This is a genomic window from Armatimonadota bacterium (assembly GCA_017993055.1).
Taxonomy (GTDB): domain Bacteria; phylum Armatimonadota; class UBA5829; order DTJY01; family DTJY01; genus JAGONM01.
Genome location: JAGONM010000005.1, coordinates 95,227 through 114,828, shown reverse-complemented (window position 1 = coordinate 114,828; position 19,602 = coordinate 95,227). Strand labels below are relative to the sequence as shown.

The 19,602-nt window shown below is 62.8% G+C and carries 17 protein-coding genes; 13 read left to right on the top strand and 4 right to left on the bottom strand.

Going from position 1 to position 19,602, the window contains the following annotated elements:
• The first annotated feature begins 119 nt into the window (after positions 1 to 119).
• Both KBC96_03655 and KBC96_03650 read left to right on the top strand, forming a co-directional pair.
• On the top strand, positions 120 to 575 hold the full coding sequence (locus tag KBC96_03655) for a universal stress protein (GenBank protein MBP6963483.1): 456 nt from the start codon (positions 120 to 122) through the stop codon (positions 573 to 575).
• Positions 576 to 584: 9 nt separating this feature from the next.
• Positions 585 to 1,145 carry a nitroreductase family protein gene (locus KBC96_03650; protein ID MBP6963482.1) on the top strand — a complete coding sequence of 187 codons (561 nt, stop codon included), beginning with the start codon at positions 585 to 587 and terminating at the stop codon, positions 1,143 to 1,145.
• 139 nt (positions 1,146 to 1,284) lie between these two features.
• Here the strand turns inward: KBC96_03650 and KBC96_03645 are convergent, their stop codons facing one another.
• A complete protein-coding gene (locus KBC96_03645) occupies positions 1,285 to 2,175 on the bottom strand; it encodes a hypothetical protein (protein MBP6963481.1) in 891 nt (296 codons plus the stop codon).
• 280 nt (positions 2,176 to 2,455) lie between these two features.
• Here KBC96_03645 and KBC96_03640 point away from each other — a divergent pair, with 280 nt between their 5' ends.
• From KBC96_03640 to KBC96_03620, 5 genes are all read left to right on the top strand, one after another.
• Positions 2,456 to 5,419, top strand: coding sequence for an FtsW/RodA/SpoVE family cell cycle protein (locus KBC96_03640; protein ID MBP6963480.1), 2,964 nt, complete (start codon positions 2,456 to 2,458; stop codon positions 5,417 to 5,419).
• A 57-nt stretch (positions 5,420 to 5,476) separates the two neighbouring features.
• Complete coding sequence (locus tag KBC96_03635; GenBank protein ID MBP6963479.1) at positions 5,477 to 6,607, top strand: DUF3662 domain-containing protein; 1,131 nt, start codon at positions 5,477 to 5,479, stop codon at positions 6,605 to 6,607.
• 175 nt (positions 6,608 to 6,782) lie between these two features.
• Positions 6,783 to 8,126, top strand: coding sequence for a Stp1/IreP family PP2C-type Ser/Thr phosphatase (locus KBC96_03630; protein ID MBP6963478.1), 1,344 nt, complete (start codon positions 6,783 to 6,785; stop codon positions 8,124 to 8,126).
• Positions 8,127 to 8,134: 8 nt separating this feature from the next.
• Complete coding sequence (locus KBC96_03625; protein ID MBP6963477.1) at positions 8,135 to 9,754, top strand: serine/threonine protein kinase; 1,620 nt, start codon at positions 8,135 to 8,137, stop codon at positions 9,752 to 9,754.
• A 57-nt stretch (positions 9,755 to 9,811) separates the two neighbouring features.
• Positions 9,812 to 11,242: a HEAT repeat domain-containing protein gene (locus KBC96_03620; GenBank protein ID MBP6963476.1), complete on the top strand. Its 1,431-nt coding sequence runs from the start codon at positions 9,812 to 9,814 to the stop codon at positions 11,240 to 11,242.
• A gap of 71 nt (positions 11,243 to 11,313) precedes the next feature.
• Here KBC96_03620 and csrA read toward each other — a convergent pair whose 3' ends face one another.
• A complete protein-coding gene (gene csrA, locus KBC96_03615; GenBank protein MBP6963475.1) occupies positions 11,314 to 11,553 on the bottom strand; it encodes a carbon storage regulator CsrA in 240 nt (79 codons plus the stop codon).
• A 14-nt stretch (positions 11,554 to 11,567) separates the two neighbouring features.
• Entirely contained in the window at positions 11,568 to 12,032 is a 465-nt protein-coding gene (locus KBC96_03610; protein ID MBP6963474.1) for a flagellar assembly protein FliW, read from the bottom strand.
• Between the two features lie 306 nt (positions 12,033 to 12,338).
• Here KBC96_03610 and hrcA point away from each other — a divergent pair, with 306 nt between their 5' ends.
• From hrcA to corA, 4 genes are all read left to right on the top strand, one after another.
• Positions 12,339 to 13,361, top strand: coding sequence for a heat-inducible transcription repressor HrcA (gene hrcA, locus KBC96_03605; protein ID MBP6963473.1), 1,023 nt, complete (start codon positions 12,339 to 12,341; stop codon positions 13,359 to 13,361).
• A 133-nt stretch (positions 13,362 to 13,494) separates the two neighbouring features.
• Positions 13,495 to 15,054, top strand: a complete 1,560-nt coding sequence (locus KBC96_03600) for a TCP-1/cpn60 chaperonin family protein (protein ID MBP6963472.1) — start codon at positions 13,495 to 13,497, stop codon at positions 15,052 to 15,054.
• A gap of 9 nt (positions 15,055 to 15,063) precedes the next feature.
• Complete coding sequence (gene grpE / locus KBC96_03595; GenBank protein ID MBP6963471.1) at positions 15,064 to 15,630, top strand: nucleotide exchange factor GrpE; 567 nt, start codon at positions 15,064 to 15,066, stop codon at positions 15,628 to 15,630.
• A 26-nt stretch (positions 15,631 to 15,656) separates the two neighbouring features.
• The gene (corA, locus tag KBC96_03590; protein ID MBP6963470.1) at positions 15,657 to 16,625 is read left to right on the top strand and encodes a magnesium/cobalt transporter CorA; all 969 of its coding nucleotides are present in this window, start codon (positions 15,657 to 15,659) and stop codon (positions 16,623 to 16,625) included.
• On the opposite strand, the gene KBC96_03585 is transcribed toward corA, so the two are convergent.
• On the bottom strand, positions 16,622 to 17,380 hold the full coding sequence (locus KBC96_03585; protein ID MBP6963469.1) for a hypothetical protein: 759 nt from the start codon (positions 17,378 to 17,380) through the stop codon (positions 16,622 to 16,624). The genes corA and KBC96_03585 overlap by 4 nt on opposite strands.
• A gap of 89 nt (positions 17,381 to 17,469) precedes the next feature.
• On the opposite strand from KBC96_03585, the gene KBC96_03580 reads away from it, so the two are divergent.
• Positions 17,470 to 18,564, top strand: a complete 1,095-nt coding sequence (locus KBC96_03580) for a hypothetical protein (protein MBP6963468.1) — start codon at positions 17,470 to 17,472, stop codon at positions 18,562 to 18,564.
• A 36-nt stretch (positions 18,565 to 18,600) separates the two neighbouring features.
• Entirely contained in the window at positions 18,601 to 19,506 is a 906-nt protein-coding gene (locus KBC96_03575) for a dihydrodipicolinate synthase family protein (GenBank protein MBP6963467.1), read from the top strand.
• The last annotated feature ends 96 nt before the right edge of the window (positions 19,507 to 19,602 follow it).

Below are 19,602 nucleotides of genomic sequence, written 5' to 3'. Positions count from 1 at the left end.
TCGTGTGTCAAGATTCATCCGGAGCGTGCAGAGTCCAGGACCCTGCCGTGATGGTTTACCAGTGTGTAAGCAGGTGGTATACTGGTGAATGGAAACGCCGTGTCAAGGAGATCATGCCGATGCCGATAGACAAAGCTCTGGTCCCCGTGGATGGGTCGGAAGTCTCGATGGAGGCGGTCCGGCTGGCCGCTGAGTTGGCCCCGAAGCAGGGCTGGGATGTGGTGCTTCTGCATGCCATCGAGCAGCCGCCGATGCCTGGCTATGCCTTCCCGAAGGACGTGAGGGAGGAGGCCCTGCGGGTGCTTGCCGAGGAAGCCGGGGCCGTCCTCGCCGATGCCGAGAAGCCTCTCGCCGAAGCCGGAGTGAAGACGGAGACCAAACTCGTGCACGGCTCCCCCTCCGATGCCGTCGTGCAGCAGATTGACGAATCGTGCTGCGGGATTGTGATCATGGGCAGCATCGGGATCGGTCGGGGGAAACTAGGCGCCCTCCTGCTCGGCAGTGTCGCAGAGCAGGTTGTCCATAGAGTGCGCATCCCGGTCCTTCTGGTCAGGGAGAAGCAGGTAGAGAGGTGATGTGATCAGATGGAACTGATGGATGCAATCCGCGCCCGGAGGTCGTTCCGTGCGTACAAGACCGATCCGGTCTCCCGCGAGACGATCGAGCGGTTGCTCGAGGCGGCGGTCCTGGCTCCCAGCGGCATGAACCAGCAGCCGTGGGCGTTCGGCGTCGTCACGGATCGGACGCTGCTCAAGAGCTACTCGGACAGCGTCAAGAAACTGCTTCTTGGCAAGATGAAGGAGTGGCCTTGGCTCGAAAGGTATCGGGATCTGTTTGCCAACCCGGACTACAGCGTGTTCTACAATGCGCCCGCGCTGGTAGTGGTCTACGGCTTGACGGAGAGCCCCATCGCGCGGACGGACTGCACGCTCGCGGCGGAGAATCTCATGCTCGCCGCCGCGGACGCGGGGCTTGGCACGTGCTGGATCGGGTTCGCGACTGAGCTGCTCGACTCTCAGGAGGTCAAGGTTTCGCTGGGCGTTCCAGCCGAATACTCTGCGATTGCACCGATCATAGTCGGTATTCCCGACGGTCCGCCTCCTGACCGCGAGCGCGAAGCCGCGCGTGTGTTGTTCTGGAAGTAGTCGCCGTACAGGGCGGCCGGGTTTGGTCTCCGCCGGCGACAATCGGCGGTGGTTGCGAAATAGGCAGGGGCGGAGTGTGCACTCCGCCCCTGCCTTTGGTGTCCGTCGATCGCATGCCGCTTATGCGGCGGATCGCTTCCTATCTGCAGCCGTCGTCCGTGCCGGGCCAGCCGTCATCGTCGCAGGGCGCGAGCACGTTCTTGCCCTCGTAGACTTTCTGCTCGGGTGATTGTTCGTCCGGCGCCGACTGGTAGAGCAGTGCGCCGCTTATGCTCCACAACTGGAGTCGGAACGAGTTGTCCCCAGGATAGTCATCCGCGCTGAACTTGTATCGAACGGGTCCCTGCCATGCGCCCATTTCGGCCCAACCCATGCCCATGACCTCGATTGAAGAGAACTCCTCAGGGCTCGTCACCTCGTCGCACTTGGCGTCGAACCACTGGGTCCCCTTGAACGTAATCCTGCCGCAGGGATTGTCGTTGTCCAGGTAGCCGACGCCGAAGTTCCACGGTTCGTTGCTCTTGTAGATGAACGCGTAGGTCGCCTCGCGCTGAGCCAGGGTCTGCCTCACATTCGGGGGAACTCCATAGGAGCGCAGATGCAGCGCTCCGCCGCCCTGCGCGCCGCAGAAGTCCTTCGGATTGAAGACTGCGATCGCGACCATCGGTGACTCGATGACGCCGTTGACCGCGGTCTCGCTGTTAACCGAGAATCCCGGCTTCGCGATCCGCGCCCTCACGCCGTAGATCCCCTGCGGCCAGACCGTGTTGATGCTCGCCATCCCTCGTGCATTCGTCCGAGTGAATCTTGCACCCAGGATGATGCCGAACTGACTCTCACCCGTGAACTCCAGCGCGATACCGGGTATGGGTGGACTCACCTGCGCGCATAGAGTCGTGCTGCCGGGCTTCGGGTTCCAGTGATTGCCCAGGACGCTGATCGTGATCGGGGGCGGAACGGCCCATGATGCTCCCGCCAACAGCGAGAGTGCGACCACGAGCGCGGGCACTGCAAAGAGCTTGTGTTTCATTCTCCTCTCACTCCCTCGGGTAGTGTCGTCTGCCCATCAAGGGACAAACCACAAGGTTTATTTCCGCTCTTCGACAATTCTAAACAACAAATATACTAGCTTAGTGTATATGTGAACATACTTGCGCCCACATAGCCTGCGCTGACTATGCTGGCGCCATTAGACTAGGCAACAAAACGCGGTCGCGGTTTTCCCAGAGCAGGACTGATGACACTCCCATCGAAGTCTGTGGTGTGCCTGCCTGCAACCATCTTGAGCCGGTGTGCGTATGAGTATCCAGATGAATCGCAACCGTCGAACCACTGAAGGCGTCTTGCTGCTGTTTGCCGCCGCCGTGCTTCTGCTTGGATTCGCCCTCGCTTTCATAGGGCGGATGCCGGAACTGAACGCCGCAGGCACGGTGAACATCAACTCGGCGCCGGCCGAGAAGCTGGTGGCGGCCCCCGCTATAGACCGCGAGACTGCCGACCGCATTGTGGCCTATCGCGACCGGCACGGGCGCTTTCCGAATACGGCGTCGCTCGGGCGGCTCGATGTCTCGTTTGCCGATTCGGCCGTCCGGGTTCGGGATCCCGGTCAGGTGACGAGGACCTACTGGATTCACGCCGCGCTCTTGATCGCCGCCTTCTTCTTCCTGCACTTCCTCCTTCGAAAGCGCGCGCCCGCCGCCGATCCCTTTATGCTTCCGTCTGTCATGGTCATCTGCGGGCTCTCCGCGATCGTGCTCTTCTCGATCAAGGATCCCCTCCGCGATACCGACGTATTTGCCCGGCAGGTGAGGGGCGTTCTCCTCGGAGCGCTTGCCTTTATCCTGCCTCTCACCGTGAAGTACCGCGTCTGGCGCCCGTGGCGTTACACATACATCTTCGCACTCGCGGCGATTGCCCTGACCGTGCTGATGCTGCTCTTCGGTTACGGCCCGGCGGGTGCCAGGATCGGTTTCCTCGGCTTCCAGCCGATGGAGATCATCAAGATCGCGTTGGTATTCTTCGTGGCGAGCTATCTGTCCGACCGCTGGCATGTTCTGCTTGACAGAACCGGCCCGCGCCGCCGTCTTGACGTGCCGCTCTTTCGCGACATCGGCCCCCTGCTCGTGATGTATCTGGTCTCACTGCTTACCTTCGTGCTCGTCCGTGACCTCGGCCCGATGCTGATTCTGTTCGGCATCTTCGTCTCGATGCTGTACGTGGCAACGGGCAAGCCGTCCTTCGTGGCGGTCGGACTCCTCATTGTAGGGGCTACCGGTTGGGTCGCGCATCTCCTCAAGCTCGGCGTCTTCGATATCCGGGTGGACATGTGGCTTAACCCATGGGCGAACGCCCATCAGAACGGCATGCACCTCGGTCAGGGGCTCTGGGGTCTGGCGACGGGCGGCATCTGGGGAAGTGGCCTCGGACTCGGGAGCGCCCGCTTCATACCGCGCGGAGGCTCCGACCTGATCTTCGCCTCCCTTGGCGAGGAAATCGGGCTCGTCGGGCTGACGGTCGTGCTCGCGCTCTACTCGCTGATCATCGTCCGCGGCCTGAGGGCGGCCCTCCGCGCGCGGACGGATTTCGAACGGTTCCTGGGCGCGGGCCTGATATCCTTGTTCAGCATACAGACCGTTGTGATCGTCTTCGGAGTCCTCGGCCTGACTCCGCTCACCGGTGTAACGCTGCCCTTCGCCAGCTACGGCAAGTCGTCGCTCGTTGCATCCTTCCTGATTCTTGGGATGCTTCTCTCGGCGTCGTCGGAGGCCGGGCGGGTGGCGGATGTCAGGGTCGAGACGGCCCGCGCCTTCAAGGGCCTTGCGCTCGGATTCCTTGTCCTGCTGATCGGGGTCGCGGGCATCGGGCGGTTGGTGTGGGTGCAGGGCATCGCCGCCGATCGGACAGCCGGTAGACGCATCGTCACCCCGGATGCCGACGGCATCCGACGCGCGCACGTCAATCCGCGCCTTCGCTCTATCGAGGCGGCGATCCCCAGGGGAACGATCTACGACAGAAACGGCAAGCCGCTGGCCGTCACTCGCGACCGGAAGCGTCGCTATCCGTCCGGCAGCGGCGCGGTGCACCTTGTCGGCTATCTTGATCCGATGTGCGGCGGCCCGGTGGGCATGGAGAAATGGCGAAACGCCGACCTGAGAGGTTTCGACGATTACTCCGCGCTTCTGCCGGTCTACCGCCTGCGGCGAACGCCTTTTCAGCCGCATCTGAGGGGCAAGGACGTTCGGCTGACCATTGACGCGGAGTTGCAGGAGGCTGTCGAGAAGGCGCTCAGGAAGTACGCGCACGCGGTCCGAGACCGCCGGACCGGTCGGCCGAAGACGAAGGGCGCGGCTGTGGTTCTCGATGTCTATACGGGCGAGGTGCTGGCAGCCGTATCCATTCCCGGATTCGACCCGAACGGCCTGACACCGAGACGCTGGAAGTCGTATAATGAAGATGGAGGTGGCGAGCACGTCCTGATCAACCGCGCGCTGAACGGCCTTTATCCTCCCGGCTCGACTTTCAAGCTGGTGACTGCGGCGGCAGCCCTCGAAAATGGGGTTGAGCCGACGTATAACTGCCGTCATCGAGAGCAGAACGTCCGGTGGCAGTCAGGTGGGCAGTCGTACTCGAGGCGGTGGATCACCGATCTCGAGGAGATGCGTCCACACGGTCCTACTGACCTGTCAAAGGCGGTCAGGGTCTCCTGCAATGTATATTTCGCGCATCTGGGGATCGGGCTGGGCGAGAACCGTCTTCACGAGATGGCGGCCGAGAAGTTCAGGCTTTCGAGCATTCCCTCGCCGAAGCGGCTCGGTCAGGATCTGCCCGACAGCGCGTACGGGCAGGGAGAGATCCTTGTGACGCCGATAGAGATGGCGCGTGTGGCTGCGGCGATTGCGAACGACGGCGTCATGATGCGGCCGAGGTTCGTCAGTGACATTCGGCTTGACGGCGAGATCGTAGAGCAGTCCGAGCCGGTCGAGATGGGTCGCCCGATCACCCCGGAGACGGCCCGAGCGCTTCGCCGCATGATGGCGGACGTGACTTCCTCCGGGACGGGAAGGGGGATGTTCACCGGATTGAGTGTGTCGGTTGGGGGCAAGACCGGCAGCGCGGAGAACGATCATGCCGACAGGATGCCGCACTCTTGGTTCGTCGGCTTCGCGCCCGTTGATGATCCGCGCATCGCCTTTGCGGTCGTCGTGGAGAACGGCGGCTGGGGCAGGGATGCAGCCGGCCCGGTGTGTAGAGAGATCGTCAAGGCGGCCCTCTGATCTCTGCCTCTGACCGGCCCGACGTGTCCGGCATGCCTGACCCCGAGGAGTAGTGCAATGGATATCTTCGAGAAACTGAATAAGACCTTCGCCGGGTGGTACGAGAATCTCTTCGGCGATGCCGCGAGCGACCTGCGGCCTAAGGACATCCTCCGCCGGATCATCGGCGCGATGGAGGACAATCGCAAGGAGGGCCTCGATAACAAGGTCTACGTGCCGAACAAGTACGTGCTCGAGATCGCCTTCGATTCCGACGAGGAGCGGGAGTATCTGCTCGCTTTCCTCGACAAGGAAGAACTTGAGACGGCCCTCCGCAAGTATATGTCGCAGAACAAGTACTACCTCCGCGGCCAGCTCGATTTCACCGTCGAGGAGATCGTGCGGGAAGAAGGTGCGGACAAGCTTCGCGTCAAGTGCCGGTGGGACACCAGTCGGCCGGTCGTCGAGGCCGAACCCGTGCCGATCCGGTGGGAGGAGCAGCCGCGTCATGTCGTGCCGCTGGCAGACGATGAGGAGTTCACTGTCGCCGCGACCGATATGTACGAGCCGGGTACCGTGGCGCCGCCGGTCCTCGAGATCAACCATGTGGACGGCTCGTCCGAGCAGGTCGCCCTAGCAAGGCCGAACTTCACTATCGGTCGCTCGAAACGAGCGGGAAACGATCTGGTCATCGAGAAGGATGGCATGGTGTCGAAGCGTCACGCGCGGATAACCCTGGGCGCGGAAGGCTTCACGATCGAGGACACGGACAGCACCAACGGCGTATGGGTGAACGGCGAACAGGTCGCGGGCGGACTGCTCCGCGACGGAGATCTCATCAAGCTGGGGGCGACGGAGTTGGTCTTCCGCGAGTCGGCTCGGTCGGCTATCAAGCGTCGTGTCTCTTCTGCGGTGGCAAACACTCGACCGCGGCTGATGACACCAGCGGGAGACGAGTATCTGCTCGCGTCCGAGATGGTCATCGGCTGCGGACTGACGAGCGACATCAGGCTGAGTGACCCCTCGTTATCCGCCGCTCACGCAAAGGTCTTCTCCGGCGATGGGAAGGAATACTATATCGAGGATCTGGGCAGCCGGACTGGCACCCTGGTGAACGAAGTCGAGGTCATGGGCGGCTCGGCGGTCAGGCTGAACCCCGGCGACCAGGTCAAACTCGGCGAGGCGGTGCTGCGCTTTGAACGCGACTGACATACTCGGATGGCTGCTGGTGGGGCTGAAGTACGTGTTTCTGGCCGCCCTGGCGCTGTTTATGCTCTATCTGATCGGTCTCCTGAAGAGGAGCGCCGACTGAACGCATACTCATACTCGTTATCACTCTTGTCGCCGAAGTTCGGAGTGCGAGTGGGTGTGCGAAGGTGGACTATTGACCAGTATCTCGACAGCCTGGAAGACCGACAAGGGCCCCCGTCCTGCGAACGAGGATTCATGCGTCGTCATGACTCACGATGACTTGAACGGTGGGGCGGATGCCCTTCTCGTCGTCGCCGACGGCATGGGCGGTAGGGCATCCGGAGCGACCGCCAGCGGGATCGCGGTGGAGGCGGTGGCGCGCGCATTTGCGTCCGCCGCCAGGGTCGAAACAGCCGACGACTTGGGCGGCCTGCTTTCGAAGGGCATCCAGGCCGCAAACGCCGCCGTCATTCAGGCCGCGACGGCTCGTCCGGAACTGCAGGGTATGGGCGCCACCTGTGTGGCCGCCGCCATCAGAGACGACCGACTCGATGTCGCGCACGTCGGAGACAGCCGGGCCTACCTCTTGAGGAACGGCAGGCCGCTCCGCCTCACTGAGGATCATTCGATCGTCGCAGAGAAGGTCCGGTCCGGCGAGATGACCGAGGAGCAGGCGCGTGGGAGTCGCTTCCGGAACGTGATCACCAGGGCGGTCGGCCTCGAACAGAGCATTGCCCCGGAGGTCAACAGCATCGAACTGAAGGTTGGCGACGTCGTCATGCTCTGCTCGGACGGCCTGACCGGCCCCCTGCGCGAGTCCGAGATCGCCGATATAGTCGGTTCCTCGGTCGATCCCGAGGAAGCCTGTGACAGGCTCGTCAGAGCCGCACTCAGAAGCGGTGGATCTGATAATGTGACTGTCGCCGTCGCCGCATATCAGCCGGAAGATGCGCGTAGGCGCCGGGCGCCGGCCCGGGCATCGGGACGTCGGCCCGGGGTGCTGATTGTGACGGCGGTCCTCGGAATCGCTATCGGACTCCTGCTCGGCCTCCATGCCGAGAGCATCCCGCTCCTGAAGCTCATCTCTCCGAGGGAGAAGCCCGCCCCCGTAGTGGCGGCCGGTCCGGACCTGCGCTCTGTGGAGTATGGCATACCCTCTTCGTTGGCCTATACCCCCGTCCAGGGTAGCGTACTCGCCTTGCAGGGCGGTTATCTCTACGTCATGGACGTGAAGAGCCGTTTGCTGAAACTGGACACCACCGGCCGCGTCGTCGGTGGCTTCAGTGCGGATGTCGAGTTCGAGACAAGGGTGAAGCTGCTCTCCGCGCCGCGAGCGCTTGATCGCCAGGGCAACCTCTACGTCTCCGATCCGGCGAAAAAGCGCATCATGAAGTATTCGTCAGACGGTATGTTCCTGACTGCCATCGGAGAAGGCCAGCTCATCGGACCCGAAGCCTTGGTCGTGGGTGACGACGGCGGCATATATCTGATTGACGGCGGTCGGCTGAAGGTCATTCATCCCAAGCCGGTCTCATAGGCCCCACAATGGCTCTAGGCACTATCGGAAAATACGAGAAGCTCGACGTATTGGGGCACGGCGCCTCGGGGATCGTGTATCTTGCATGGGACACCATGCTCCGCAGGCAGGTTGCGCTCAAGGAGATCAACCTGATGGCGGGCGACGAGGGGCGATTCCTTGAGGAAGCGCGCGTCCTCGACCGCCTGCGCCATCCCAACATCGTGCGGGTCAACGGCGTTGACCGTATAGACGGGCATGTTGTCATTGACATGGAGTACGTCAAGGGGCCGAACCTGCAGGAGTTTATGCGCGGACGGGGTAGATTGCCTCTCGACCAGGCGCTGAACATCGGCATCCAGCTCTGCGACGCCCTCCACTTCGCCCACCGGAACCACATCGTCCACCGTGATGTGAAGCCGGGAAACATCCTCATCTCGAAAGAGGGTCAGGCCAAGATCGTGGATTTCGGCCTCGCGGAGATCCTGGGTAGCGGCTCGTATGCAGGCGGCGCGGGTACATACGCCTACATGGCGCCGGAGGACTTCGAGGAGGAGGAGCGCTCGGATCACCGGTCGGACATCTGGTCCGCAGGTGTGACGCTGTACGAGATGCTCACCGGCAGGCGGCCGTTTCAGGCGTCTAAGTCGAAGGATCCGTTCTCCTGGAAGCGGGCGGTGGACGAAGACACGCCCGCGCCGCTGGCCGACATTGCCCCGGCGCTTCCCGCCGGTATCGAGCAGGTTATCTTGAGGTCTTTGGCGAAAGACAAGCATGACCGTTACCAGTCGGCGGGTGAGATGGCGGACGATCTCAGGGCAGTCGCGGCTCGCGTCGGAGTTGCGGCGCCTGTCAGCACTCCGGCTGCCACTTCCGATTCGGATCCTCGTGTGCTCTCCGAGGGAACTCCGGACGAGAAAGGTCCGGATGTCTCGTTCTCGCCTGAGTATCTCGATTTCGGCAGGATGCGGCAAGGGGAGTGGCGCGACCGCAGTTTGACGCTCAGAATACCCGGGCGGGGGAAGACAAGGGGGCGCGTGGCCTCACAGCCCGGATGGCTGACGGTTTCGCCGCAGTCGTTCAGCCGACGGAAGCAGACGGTAACGGTTACTGCGCAGACCGACGGCGTCTACCGCCCGGCCATCTACGAGGAGGAACTGGTTCTCGAGGTCGAGGGCCGGCGGTTCAGCGTTCCGGCCGCGGTCGAGGTGCTCCCGCCCAGGCGTCAGTTCCATGAGGTTGGGTGGTGGTATCTGCCGCTACTCGCGGGCAGTGCGATGCCCGTGGTCGCCGAGGCGCTCGCTGGCAAGCCGGTCAGCGCTCCGGCCTTGGTGGCGACGGGTCTGCTGGCGGTCATGCTGTTCATCATCAGCATCGTGGCGGATTTGGGCGTCCCGGAGAAACTGCTCCCGGGCCTGATGGCGGCAGTCGGATTCGGCGCGATGTTTGGCGCCGTGAAGGGATGGCTTGACGCCGCCCTGAGCCCGGGCGGATCGGTGGACACGGAGCAGGCGATGCTGATGTCGTTGCTGGTGGTGCCGCTGTGCCTGCTGATCGGCCTGCAGTTCATGACGATATCGAAGTGGCGCTGCTGGGCGGTGATACTGGCGTTCGCGTCAGTCGCCGCGTCCTGGGCGGTTGCACGTTAGGTCAGGGGTCTCTAATCGCAGTTCGGGACCAATACTCAGATCAGGAGTGTAGAACACTTGAAGAGCAAGTATCTCGTTCGGGGAATCATCGGTCTTGCAATTCTCTACGCGATCGGCATGGGCATCGCCCGACAGGTTCAGGTCGGTCGTCTTGCACAGCAGTTGCGCGTGGGTTCGCCGGAGCAGCGGATCGCGGCGGCGGGCAAGCTGATGAAACGCGACAGGCTGTATGACAAGGTGCAGCAGATGAAGCCTGAGGAGCGGATTGCGGCTGCCGGAGCAGTGAAGGCGATAGGCGGCGAGATGGCCGTCAAACAGCTTCTCGTCCTGTTGAAGGATGCCGATGCCAAGGTGAAGGAGAGCGTCACCGCGCACCTCATCGAGATCGGGGGCCCGCACATTGATCTTCTCGTTCCGGCCCTTAAGGATTCTGATACAAACGTCAACACCGGCGCGGCGAATGCGCTTGTTGGCATCGGCCCGAGTGTGATCCCGGACGTGCAGGCTGCCGCGAAGGACAGCACTCTCCGTGGACAAGCCATAGGGGTGCTCGTTAGGATCGGCGAGCCGAGCGTGCCGGCCGTGGTCGAGCTCCTTTCCGAGAGCGACCAGGATCTCCGCATGGCTGCCGCCGACGCGCTCGGTAAAATCGGCAGCAAGAAGGCGACGCCCGCACTCCTCGAGGCCGCTCGCGATGTCGCGGCAGTGCGCAGGATCGCGATCAGTTCTCTCTGCACCATCACGGATCCGAGGTCAACAGATCTTCTAGTGGATGTTCTCGGTCGCACCGACGATGACGGCGAGGTGCGCGCTCGTGCGGCGCGCGCTCTCAGCGTCATAGGCGGCGGAAAGGCAATGTCCGCGCTCGTCGGTGCGCTCGGTGACCTCGACCTGAAGGTTCGCACGTCGGTCATCACGGGTCTCCAGAGGATCGGCGATCCCGCGGTCGGGCCGGTAATGACGGCGATAGGGGGCGGTTCAGCGGATGTGCGGCACGCCGGCGCCGCGGTAATGGAGAAGATCGAGTCGGCGTCGGCCGCCTCGGCGCTCCTCCGGCTAGCTGCCTCTCCCGATCCGGTTGTCAGGCTCTCAGGGGCGCGAGGGCTCGGCCAACAGCGCTCGAACCCCCAGATCGGCGCGCTCATGGGCCTTCTGGCCGATTCCGACGGACGCGTGGCGGACTCTGCGGTCCAGTCGCTCGCGAATCTGCAGTCCGTTGCAGTTTCTCCGCTTGTCGCAGTGCTTCGGAGTTCCGGGCAGTCCGACACCGCGAAATACAGGGCGGCGAATGCGCTCGCGAAGATCGGGCCCACGGCGTCTTCCAGCCTCATGGCGTTGGCCGGTTCGCGGGGCGAGGGGTCCGTGTGGGCGGTCTATGCTCTCGGGCAGGCGCGAGACAGCTCGGCGCGCGATCTCATCCGGCAACTGGCATCCAGGGGAGATGTCGAGATGAAATGGACGGCCGAAAGGGCCCTTCAGAGGCTCTGAGTGGTCGGACGGGGCGATGGATCGCCAACTTCCGTGTCGGGTCAGACGCTCCTGCGGTGTGGATCGGTCTGCTATTTGGCTGCTCGGCCGGGTGAAACCTGTTCCAGAGCATCGCTGCTCTCAGGCGTGGACGCGGCTGCCTCGACATTCTCGGCGGCTACCTGCTCCAGCAGTTCCTTCCTGTGAACGGCGATGCTTCGCGGCGCGGTTATGCCCAGGCGAACCTGTTCTCCACGCACGTCAACGACCGTGATCTCCACATCGTCTCCGATCACGATGCGTTGACCTATCTTGCGCGATAGAATCAGCATTGCGCTTCCCCCAATCAGGCTGCCCTGGCCCATTCAGGCCGTGCTGCATCCGTGCCAGGCAGCTCGCGAATCGAATGCTTCGAGCTGTAGCGGCTGTCCTCCAGCACGATCTGCCTTGCCAGCAGAGTGCGGGGGTTCATCACTATCGGCCCCAGCATGTCAGTAGTGATCGCGCCATCCTTTCCGATGGTCACGGTTGTCAGAATTGCCGCCTCGCTTGGGCTGTTCAGGCCGAGCGAGGCGGTCTGTTCCTCAGGGAATACGAACCTGTAGTCCGGGAAGAACTGCCTCGTATTGATGACGATGAACGCCAGGTCTGGGTCGTCCACCGCTTGCAGCCAACTGAACGCTGCGGTCTGTCCGTCCTGCAGCAGAACGAATCGCTTCGCCTCCGCGAAGCCCGGCATGCCTTCGGGCATCTGCACGATTGACTCCTCGGCGACATCCATGGCCCCGAATCGGGTGGTGTCAATCCTCATTGCGCGCACACTCCTTGTGAAACGCGATGCCGACGAGCGCCCGCGCATATCCCTCCGCGCCTGGGGGTCGTCCCGTCATTCCTGGTACATTTGCGGCATCCCGCTATCTCGTATTATCGGCATTATTCTGCAAAACCGTATGCACAAATCCGATTCCACCCTGGCCTGCCCTCCACGCCTGACACACCGCCCGACACGTTGACAGTGCACCTGCCCGGTGTTATACTTCAGATGCGGTGCCGAACGGATCCATCCTTGGGCCTGCCTGCTCGAAACCCCGGATCGTTCGGCCGCGAGGCGCGACCTATGGAACTGGGCGAACGGAAACGCAAGATCCTCGGAGCCGTGGTTCACGACTACGTCGCCACGGCAGAACCGGTCGGCTCGGAGTCTCTCGCGCAGAAGTACAATCTGGGCGTCAGGCCCGCCACCATCCGCAACGAAATGGCTGCGATGTCCGAACTCGGATACCTTCGCCAGCCTCACACATCGGCGGGCCGTGTGCCCTCGGATCTCGGCTACAGATACTACGTTGACCGCCTGATGCCGATGCTGAGGCTCGGATCGAGGGAAACGCTCCGCGCCCGAGGCGGCTTCGAGCAGTGCGATACCGAGGTCGAGGAGCTTATCCAGCAAACCTGCCGAATACTCTCCTCGCTCACGATGTGCACGTCCCTTGCGACACCGCCGAAGACAGATGAGGTCTGCGCTCAGCACGTCATGGTTTCGATACTCGGTCCGGGACGGCTTCTCGTGGTAACCGTCCTCAATACCGGCCACGTGGATCACCGCTTCGTGGAATACGACGGCGCTCTCTCACCGACCGACGTACTGGCGATCACGAACATCGCCAATGAACGGCTGCGCGCGTCAGGTCCTGGTCGGACCGCACCGCTTCCGAGGGAGATTGCGGGGCTGAAAGATGTTTATGCCAAGGTAGCACAGACCGTCCAGCAGGCCGTCGCTTCCGGCAGCGAGGACGAGGTGTATATGGATGGCACGGGAAACATCCTGCGGCAGCCGGAGTTCCATCAAGGCGAGCGGATATCCGCTCTGCTCACTGCCCTCGAACAGCGGAAGGCGCTCTACCAGGTGCTCAGCAAGGCGCTTCTCGGGCCGGATGTGACGGTGATCATCGGCAGCGAGAACCAGGTCGCCGAGATGCGGGAGTGCAGTTTCGTAACCGCCCGGTACTCGGTCGGAGACAGGGTGGTCGGGAGCATCGGGGTGATCGGCCCGACGCGCATGGACTACCGGCGTGCGGTCGCCGCCGTGAGATTCATGGCCGCGAATCTCGGCGAGATGTTGATGCATCTGAGCGTGGGTTAGCAGCCGGTAATCAGAAGGGACGATGCGGCGGGTAGGATCAGGAGTGCGCGTATGGCCGCTATACCCTTCCATCCGTCTTTCAGGTCGAGAGTGAGAACCCTCGGCCTTTGCGGTTGTTATGGAGTGCGCGACAATGAGTTCAAATGCCAAGCAGGTCGGGAAGCCCTCCGACGTTGACGAGCGGATGGCGGCGCTTCTCTCGAACGCGGGCGCCGTCCGCGCGGTGGCATCCTCCGTTGAGGGCACGCTCGGGCCGAAGGGTCTCGACTGCATGCTCGTAGACAAGTTCGGGGACGTCACTGTTACTAACGACGGCAGTACGATCCTGGATAAGATCGAGACGACCCATCCCGCCGCCCGAATGCTGATCCGGACCGCCAAGGCGCAGGACGCCGAGGTCGGCGACGGCACGACGACGGCCGCCGTGCTCGCCGGAGCGCTCCTTGCCGAAGGCGTCGGCAGGGTCGCGCGGGGAGTTCCCGTCACCAAGGTCATTGAGGGCGTCCGCGTCGGCACTGGGAAGGCGATCGAGGTGATCGAATCGGCCGCAGAGCCGGTCTCCGGACTAGACGATCCGCTGCTCCGTCAGGCGGCCTATGTTTCGGGACGGCAGAGCGGCGATATAGCCGATCTGGTCGTGGAAGCTGCCCGTCTGGTCGGCGAGGAGAAGCTCAGGGATCCGGCGTTTCGGCTCGCGGACTGCGTCGTGGCGCGCGAGGGTGCGCGGAACGAGGTGTTCGCCGGGCTGATTGTCGAGAAGGAGCGAATGAACCGCCAGATGCCTCGCTCGGTCGAGAATGCCCGCGTGCTGGTCGTGGATGATGCGCTCGAGCCCGAGCAGATAGAGGACGATGCGCTAGGCACGGAGTCGGGCTTCGCGCGATACGTTCAGCTTCAGAACGAGTTCCGCGAGGATGTAGCCAGGCTGGTCGAGATGGGCATACGGCTGGTCGTCGCTCACAAGGCGGTTGCGGATGCGGCCGAGGATATCCTCACTGATGCCGGGGTGCTGGTCATTCGGCGCGTCTCCTCGAAGGACATCGCTCGGATCGTCGAGCATACCGGCGCAAGGACGATCAAGCGCGCCGGCCTCAAGAAGTCTGCCGATGAACTGGAGAAGTTTCTGGGCAAGTGCGATCGGGTATACGAAGATGAGCGGCTGGAGCACATACGCGTAGTCGGCGGATCAGGCAGGCCTGCCGCCACGATGCTTGTCGGCGCCGCCACGAGAGAAGTCAAGGACGAACGAGAGCGCATCGCCGAGGACGCCGCGTCGGCCGCGCAGGCGGTGATCGTCGGCGGCGTGGTGCCCGGAGGTGGGGCGATCGAGATCGCGGCTTCGCGCGAGGTCTCGGCGATGCGTGACGCCGTGAGAGGTATGGCGGCGTACGGCGTGGACTGTGTCGCGGAAGCTCTCAAGCGTCCGTTGGGCCAGATCGTGGCCAACGCCGGTTTCAACCCGCTCGAGAAGGTTGAGGACGTGATCGCGGCTCAGGCGGCTGAGGGCAAGGTCAGTCTGGCGACTGATTGCGATACCGGCGAGACTGCCGACATGGTCGAGTACGGCATCGTGGACCCGGCGAGAGTCAAGCTCTATGCGCTCAGGGCCGCCGTCGAGGTCGCCGAGGCGATACTTCGAATCAGCACGATCATCAAGTGCCGCAATGATGAAACGCAGACGAGTGAGCAGTGAGGTTTCCGGATGGCAGACAAGCGAAAGATCCACATACACGATGACGAAGAACCGCGCGACGAACTGATCGAGGACATTCCCTCAGACGATCTTGCCGACGAGGAAGACGTCCAGGCGCTGAGGCAGCGGTGCGACGACGCCGAAAAGCGGGCCGAAGAGGAGCACGAGAGGCTGCTGCGCACGCTTGCCGAATACGCCAACTTCCGCCGCCGGTCCAAGGAGGAGCTTCATCAGGCGCGCAAGTTCGGCACGGAGGACTTTGTCATCCGACTCCTGCCGATAATGGATAACTTCGACCGCGCGATCAAAGCCGCTGAGGAAGCCGGTGACTTCGATGCCCTTCACGGCGGGGTGATCCTCATCCTGCGCCAACTCCAGGACCTGGTGCAGAAGGAGGGCGTCGAGCCGATCGAGGCCGTTGGTCAGGAGTTCGACCCTAGCATCCACGAAGCGGTCATGCGCGAAGACACCGATGACCACCCGGACAACACCGTCATCGAGGAGTTCCAGAAAGGCTATGTCATGGGCGACAAGGTCATAAGGCCGAGCATGGTCAAGGTCGCGCGAAACCCGTAGGAGACCGCAGCACGCCGTCTGAACCCATGCTCAAACTCATCGCATACGAGCCGGACACTGGTACGCGCACCATCGAGGATCTGAGCACGATCAGCGATCTGGTTTCCCGGTCCGAGAACATCATCTGGCTCGACGGGCTCGATCCGACCGACTCCGATCTCGACTTTCTCGCCGATGAGTTCGGATTCCATCCCTTGGCGATAGAGGACTACCACACGGCGCACGAGCGCCCCAAGGTGGACGAATACCCCGGCTACTACTTCATCGTCACCCACGCCATGCAATACACGCGTGACACGCATGACGTGGCCGCGTGCGAACTCGACCTCTTCATCGGCCGAAACTACGTCGTGACGCTGCACCGGGAGCCGATGGATGTGCTCTCTCGTGTGGCGGAGTCTTTCAAGGAAGGACCGGCCGGTCCGGACGGCGGCATCGGCATGCTGCTGTATGAGATCCTCGACGGACTCGTGGACGGATATTTCCCCATGCTCGACGATATAGACGATCAGCTGGATGCGCTGGAGGACGAGGTGCTCGACAGTCCTCGGAAGTCATCGGTCGAACACATCTTCAGGCTGAAGCGCGCTCTGCTGGTGATTCGCCGAAGCGCGACCCCGCTTAGGGATGTGCTCAACACCCTCTCGAGACGAAACCAGCCGCTTCTCTCTGAGAACAACATCACCTACCTGCGCGATGTCTACGATCACACGCTCCGCATCGTGGACACCATTGACACATCCCGTGACATCCTGACGGGCGTGCTCGATGCCTATCTCTCGGTGGTCTCGAACCAGCTCAACTCCATCATGAAGACCGTCACCGTCGGTGCCATCGTGCTGGCGACCGACACGGTTATCGCGGGGATATACGGGATGAACTTCCGCTTCATGCCGGAACTGAGGTGGCTGTACGGATACCCGTTTGCGCTAGGCCTGATGGGTGTCACCTCGCTCGGGCTTCTCTACTACTTCCGCAGGATCAAGTGGATCTAGGACTCTGATTCGTCAGGCGGCACGGGCGACCCGAATGTGCCGATCACGGCGTCCATCAGCGCGATGCTCTGCAGCCGTAGGACCGAAGCCATCCGCGCAAGCCCGCAAGTCGTCAGCAAGGCCATCAGCGCCAGGTTGGTCCTCTGCAGTTGCTCGACCGGGTCCAGCGCGCGCCCGACCAGCCATGTCACCCAGCCGACAAGCAGTACGATCGCGCCGTAGAGCAGGTAGACCCACGCAGGAGTCTCCAGTTCGTAGCTGACTTGTGTCCGCCCCTCATCGCGCGGCTCGACGAGCAGGAAGGCGTGCTCGAAGACCATCTGGTGCTGTTTTGCGGGGAGCATGCCTTCGTCGGTCGCGTTCAGCGGCCAGTCCGCGTACGAGTGAGAGCGGATCTCCACCGTGTCGTGAGAGAGCCACTCGATCTCGATCCCTGTTTCGAAAACCTGTTTCCCGGTCAGGGGCGCGAGCGCCATGAAGTTGCTTGGTCGCCCGCGCACTTGAACCATGGCGGCGGCCTCCGCATAGGACATCTCGGGCAGATCGTCTATCATCTCTTTGACGTGCTCGACCGGCTTTTCGAGCACGAAGCTCCGCGCGGCCCACGAGCGAAGCCCGAAACGTCTCTTCTCGCGGAACGGCCGCAGGTTAGCCGACTGCCGGTCAACCCACGCGCGCCATTTCCGATGCAGGACGGCGATCGGAATGCCGACCGCGAGCAGGATGATAATGTCTACCGCGACCATGTAGAGCATGCCCTCATTATAACAGATTCGCGTTGACCGGGAACACGCCGGCGACTATAATGGCCCTGTCCGGGCCGTCAGTTGCGAGGAAGCCGATCATGTTCGATCCCGAGAAGTACCGCGACCGCATCGAGGAGAACAGGAAGCGCCACCAGATCGCCGCGTCCTTCCGGGAAGCCGACCGCGTGCCGATCACCATCAGCACCGGCGGGAGCTTCTACTCCAAGCTCTTCGGCTACAACATTCGCGACTACTACACCGACCCCGAGACCTGCATGGAGGTCCAACTGAAGGGGCTGGAGTGGGCTTATGAGGAGCTTCAGGATGACCGTACCGGCTTCGGCATACACGTTGACTTCGGGCCGATAGGAGAGGGACTGTACTTCGACCTCCCGCTCGAGTACCCCGACGACACCTCGCCGTGGTCGCTGAGAATGCTGGAGACCGCCGAGGATATCGAAGCCTTCGAGGTTCCCGATCCCGCCCGGAGCCGGGGACTGGAGATCGCATCTTGCCGTATCGAGGGGTTCAGCGAGTTGGCGAAACGGCGCGGGCTCAACCTGCCCGTCGGGGGCGGAGTCGGAATCCACCCGCCGCTGAGCTGTGCGTGCGCCCTCGCTGAGCCGGAACTCATCTACACACTCATGGCCGAGGAGCCCGATCTGATCCACCGCTTCTTCGCCAAGCTGCTCGACGCCTTCTGTCGGTTGGTGGACTGGCGCGACGGCATCTCCGGGCGCAAGACGGAATCCATCGGCCTCGCGGACGACCATTCGGCGTTCGTCTCCAATGCGATGTACCGGGAGATGGTCATGCCGTACAACATGGCGATCTATGAGCGATACGGCCGGAACGGGCGATCGCTCCATGCCGACGGTCCGAACGACCACCATTTCGAGATGTACGCGAACGATATGAAGCTGACGAGCATGGATATCGGCGGCTTCAGCGATATAGCCAACGCCAAGCCTGCGCTTCACGGCAAGACGAGGTTCTCCGGCGGCTTGAACTGCCGGGACCTCTACTACGACCTGGAGACCGCGAAGCCGGTCATTGACCGCGCGCTCCGCATCGGAGCCCCCGGCGGCGGCTTCACGCTGGCGGTCGGCGGCGAGACCTACGTCGGCGTCAACCCCGACACGCTCGTGAGAGCCGTGGCCTATGCCAAGGAAGCCGGCAAGTATTCCCATTAGTCCCATACTTCCCCTATGTCCCATCAGGAGTACCCTATGGCGAGTCTCAGCAAAGTATCCGGCGTCATACCCCCTCTGCTGACGCCGCTGACCGATGATCGCAGGATTGACGAACCCGCCCTCCGCCGGCTCGTTCGCCACGTGCTCGAAGGCGGCGTCCACGGCGTTTTCGTCATGGGTTCGAGCGGCGAATTCCCGTGCTTCGACCGGGATGACCGGCGTCGGGCGATCGAGATCGTCGCGGACGCGATTGGTGACCGGGTGCCCGTCTTCGCGGGAATCAGCGACGCCGGCACCGAACTGGCCGTCCGGAACGCGCAGGACGCCGTTTCCGCCGGGGCCGATGCCGTTGTGCTTACCATGCCCTATTACTTCCGGCTCGGGCGCGACGAGGACGTCTTTACGCACTATCGGCACGTCGCCGGTGCCGTGAGCCGGCCGCTCGTCATGTACAACATTCCGCAGACGGCGAAGACGATGATCGGCGTGGATGCGATCGCCCAGCTCGCGGAAGAGGGCACTATCAGCGCTATCAAGGACAGCTCGACCGATTTCAATCATTTCCAGAAGCTGGTGATCCGCATGTCGGGCATGCCGGAGTTCCGCATCCTCCAGGGCAGCGAGTTCCAGATGGCAGCAAGCATGCTCATCGGGGCGCACGGGGGAGTGCTGGGAATCTCGAACATAATCCCCGGTTTGTGCGTACAACTATATGACGCCGCGGCGCGCGGGGACGTCGAGCAGGCGCGCGAACTCCAGCGCCGGGTGACGGCAGTCGCTCAGGTGTTCTGGGCGGGGGAGGGGACCCTCTCGAGTCTCAAGACGGCAGCCTCGATGCTCGGCCTCTGCGGGCCGGCGATGATGCTGCCGATGCCGGTGATATCCGAAGGTTCGCGTGACAAGATCCGAGAGATTCTACGGCACTGCCGAGTGATCGTCTAGCGGCCGTGTATCAGTGCCTGCCGATGCGGGTTGCCCGCGGTTGCGGAGGCACGGAGTCTACTGTCACGCTCTCGTTCTCCCGAATATGCCTAGTGG

What these genes read in the sequence shown, in the direction of transcription:
- KBC96_03655 (MBP6963483.1), top strand. Translation starts at nt 120, where the DNA reads ATGCCGATAGACAAAGCTCTGGTCCCCGTGGATGGGTCGGAAGTCTCG.
- KBC96_03650 (MBP6963482.1), top strand. Translation starts at nt 585, where the DNA reads ATGGAACTGATGGATGCAATCCGCGCCCGGAGGTCGTTCCGTGCGTAC.
- KBC96_03645 (MBP6963481.1), bottom strand. Translation starts at nt 2,175, where the DNA reads ATGAAACACAAGCTCTTTGCAGTGCCCGCGCTCGTGGTCGCACTCTCG.
- KBC96_03640 (MBP6963480.1), top strand. Translation starts at nt 2,456, where the DNA reads ATGAATCGCAACCGTCGAACCACTGAAGGCGTCTTGCTGCTGTTTGCC.
- KBC96_03635 (MBP6963479.1), top strand. Translation starts at nt 5,477, where the DNA reads ATGGATATCTTCGAGAAACTGAATAAGACCTTCGCCGGGTGGTACGAG.
- KBC96_03625 (MBP6963477.1), top strand. Translation starts at nt 8,135, where the DNA reads ATGGCTCTAGGCACTATCGGAAAATACGAGAAGCTCGACGTATTGGGG.
- csrA (MBP6963475.1), bottom strand. Translation starts at nt 11,553, where the DNA reads ATGCTGATTCTATCGCGCAAGATAGGTCAACGCATCGTGATCGGAGAC.
- KBC96_03610 (MBP6963474.1), bottom strand. Translation starts at nt 12,032, where the DNA reads ATGAGGATTGACACCACCCGATTCGGGGCCATGGATGTCGCCGAGGAG.
- hrcA (MBP6963473.1), top strand. Translation starts at nt 12,339, where the DNA reads ATGGAACTGGGCGAACGGAAACGCAAGATCCTCGGAGCCGTGGTTCAC.
- KBC96_03600 (MBP6963472.1), top strand. Translation starts at nt 13,495, where the DNA reads ATGAGTTCAAATGCCAAGCAGGTCGGGAAGCCCTCCGACGTTGACGAG.
- grpE (MBP6963471.1), top strand. Translation starts at nt 15,064, where the DNA reads ATGGCAGACAAGCGAAAGATCCACATACACGATGACGAAGAACCGCGC.
- corA (MBP6963470.1), top strand. Translation starts at nt 15,657, where the DNA reads ATGCTCAAACTCATCGCATACGAGCCGGACACTGGTACGCGCACCATC.
- KBC96_03585 (MBP6963469.1), bottom strand. Translation starts at nt 17,380, where the DNA reads ATGCTCTACATGGTCGCGGTAGACATTATCATCCTGCTCGCGGTCGGC.
- KBC96_03580 (MBP6963468.1), top strand. Translation starts at nt 17,470, where the DNA reads ATGTTCGATCCCGAGAAGTACCGCGACCGCATCGAGGAGAACAGGAAG.
- KBC96_03575 (MBP6963467.1), top strand. Translation starts at nt 18,601, where the DNA reads ATGGCGAGTCTCAGCAAAGTATCCGGCGTCATACCCCCTCTGCTGACG.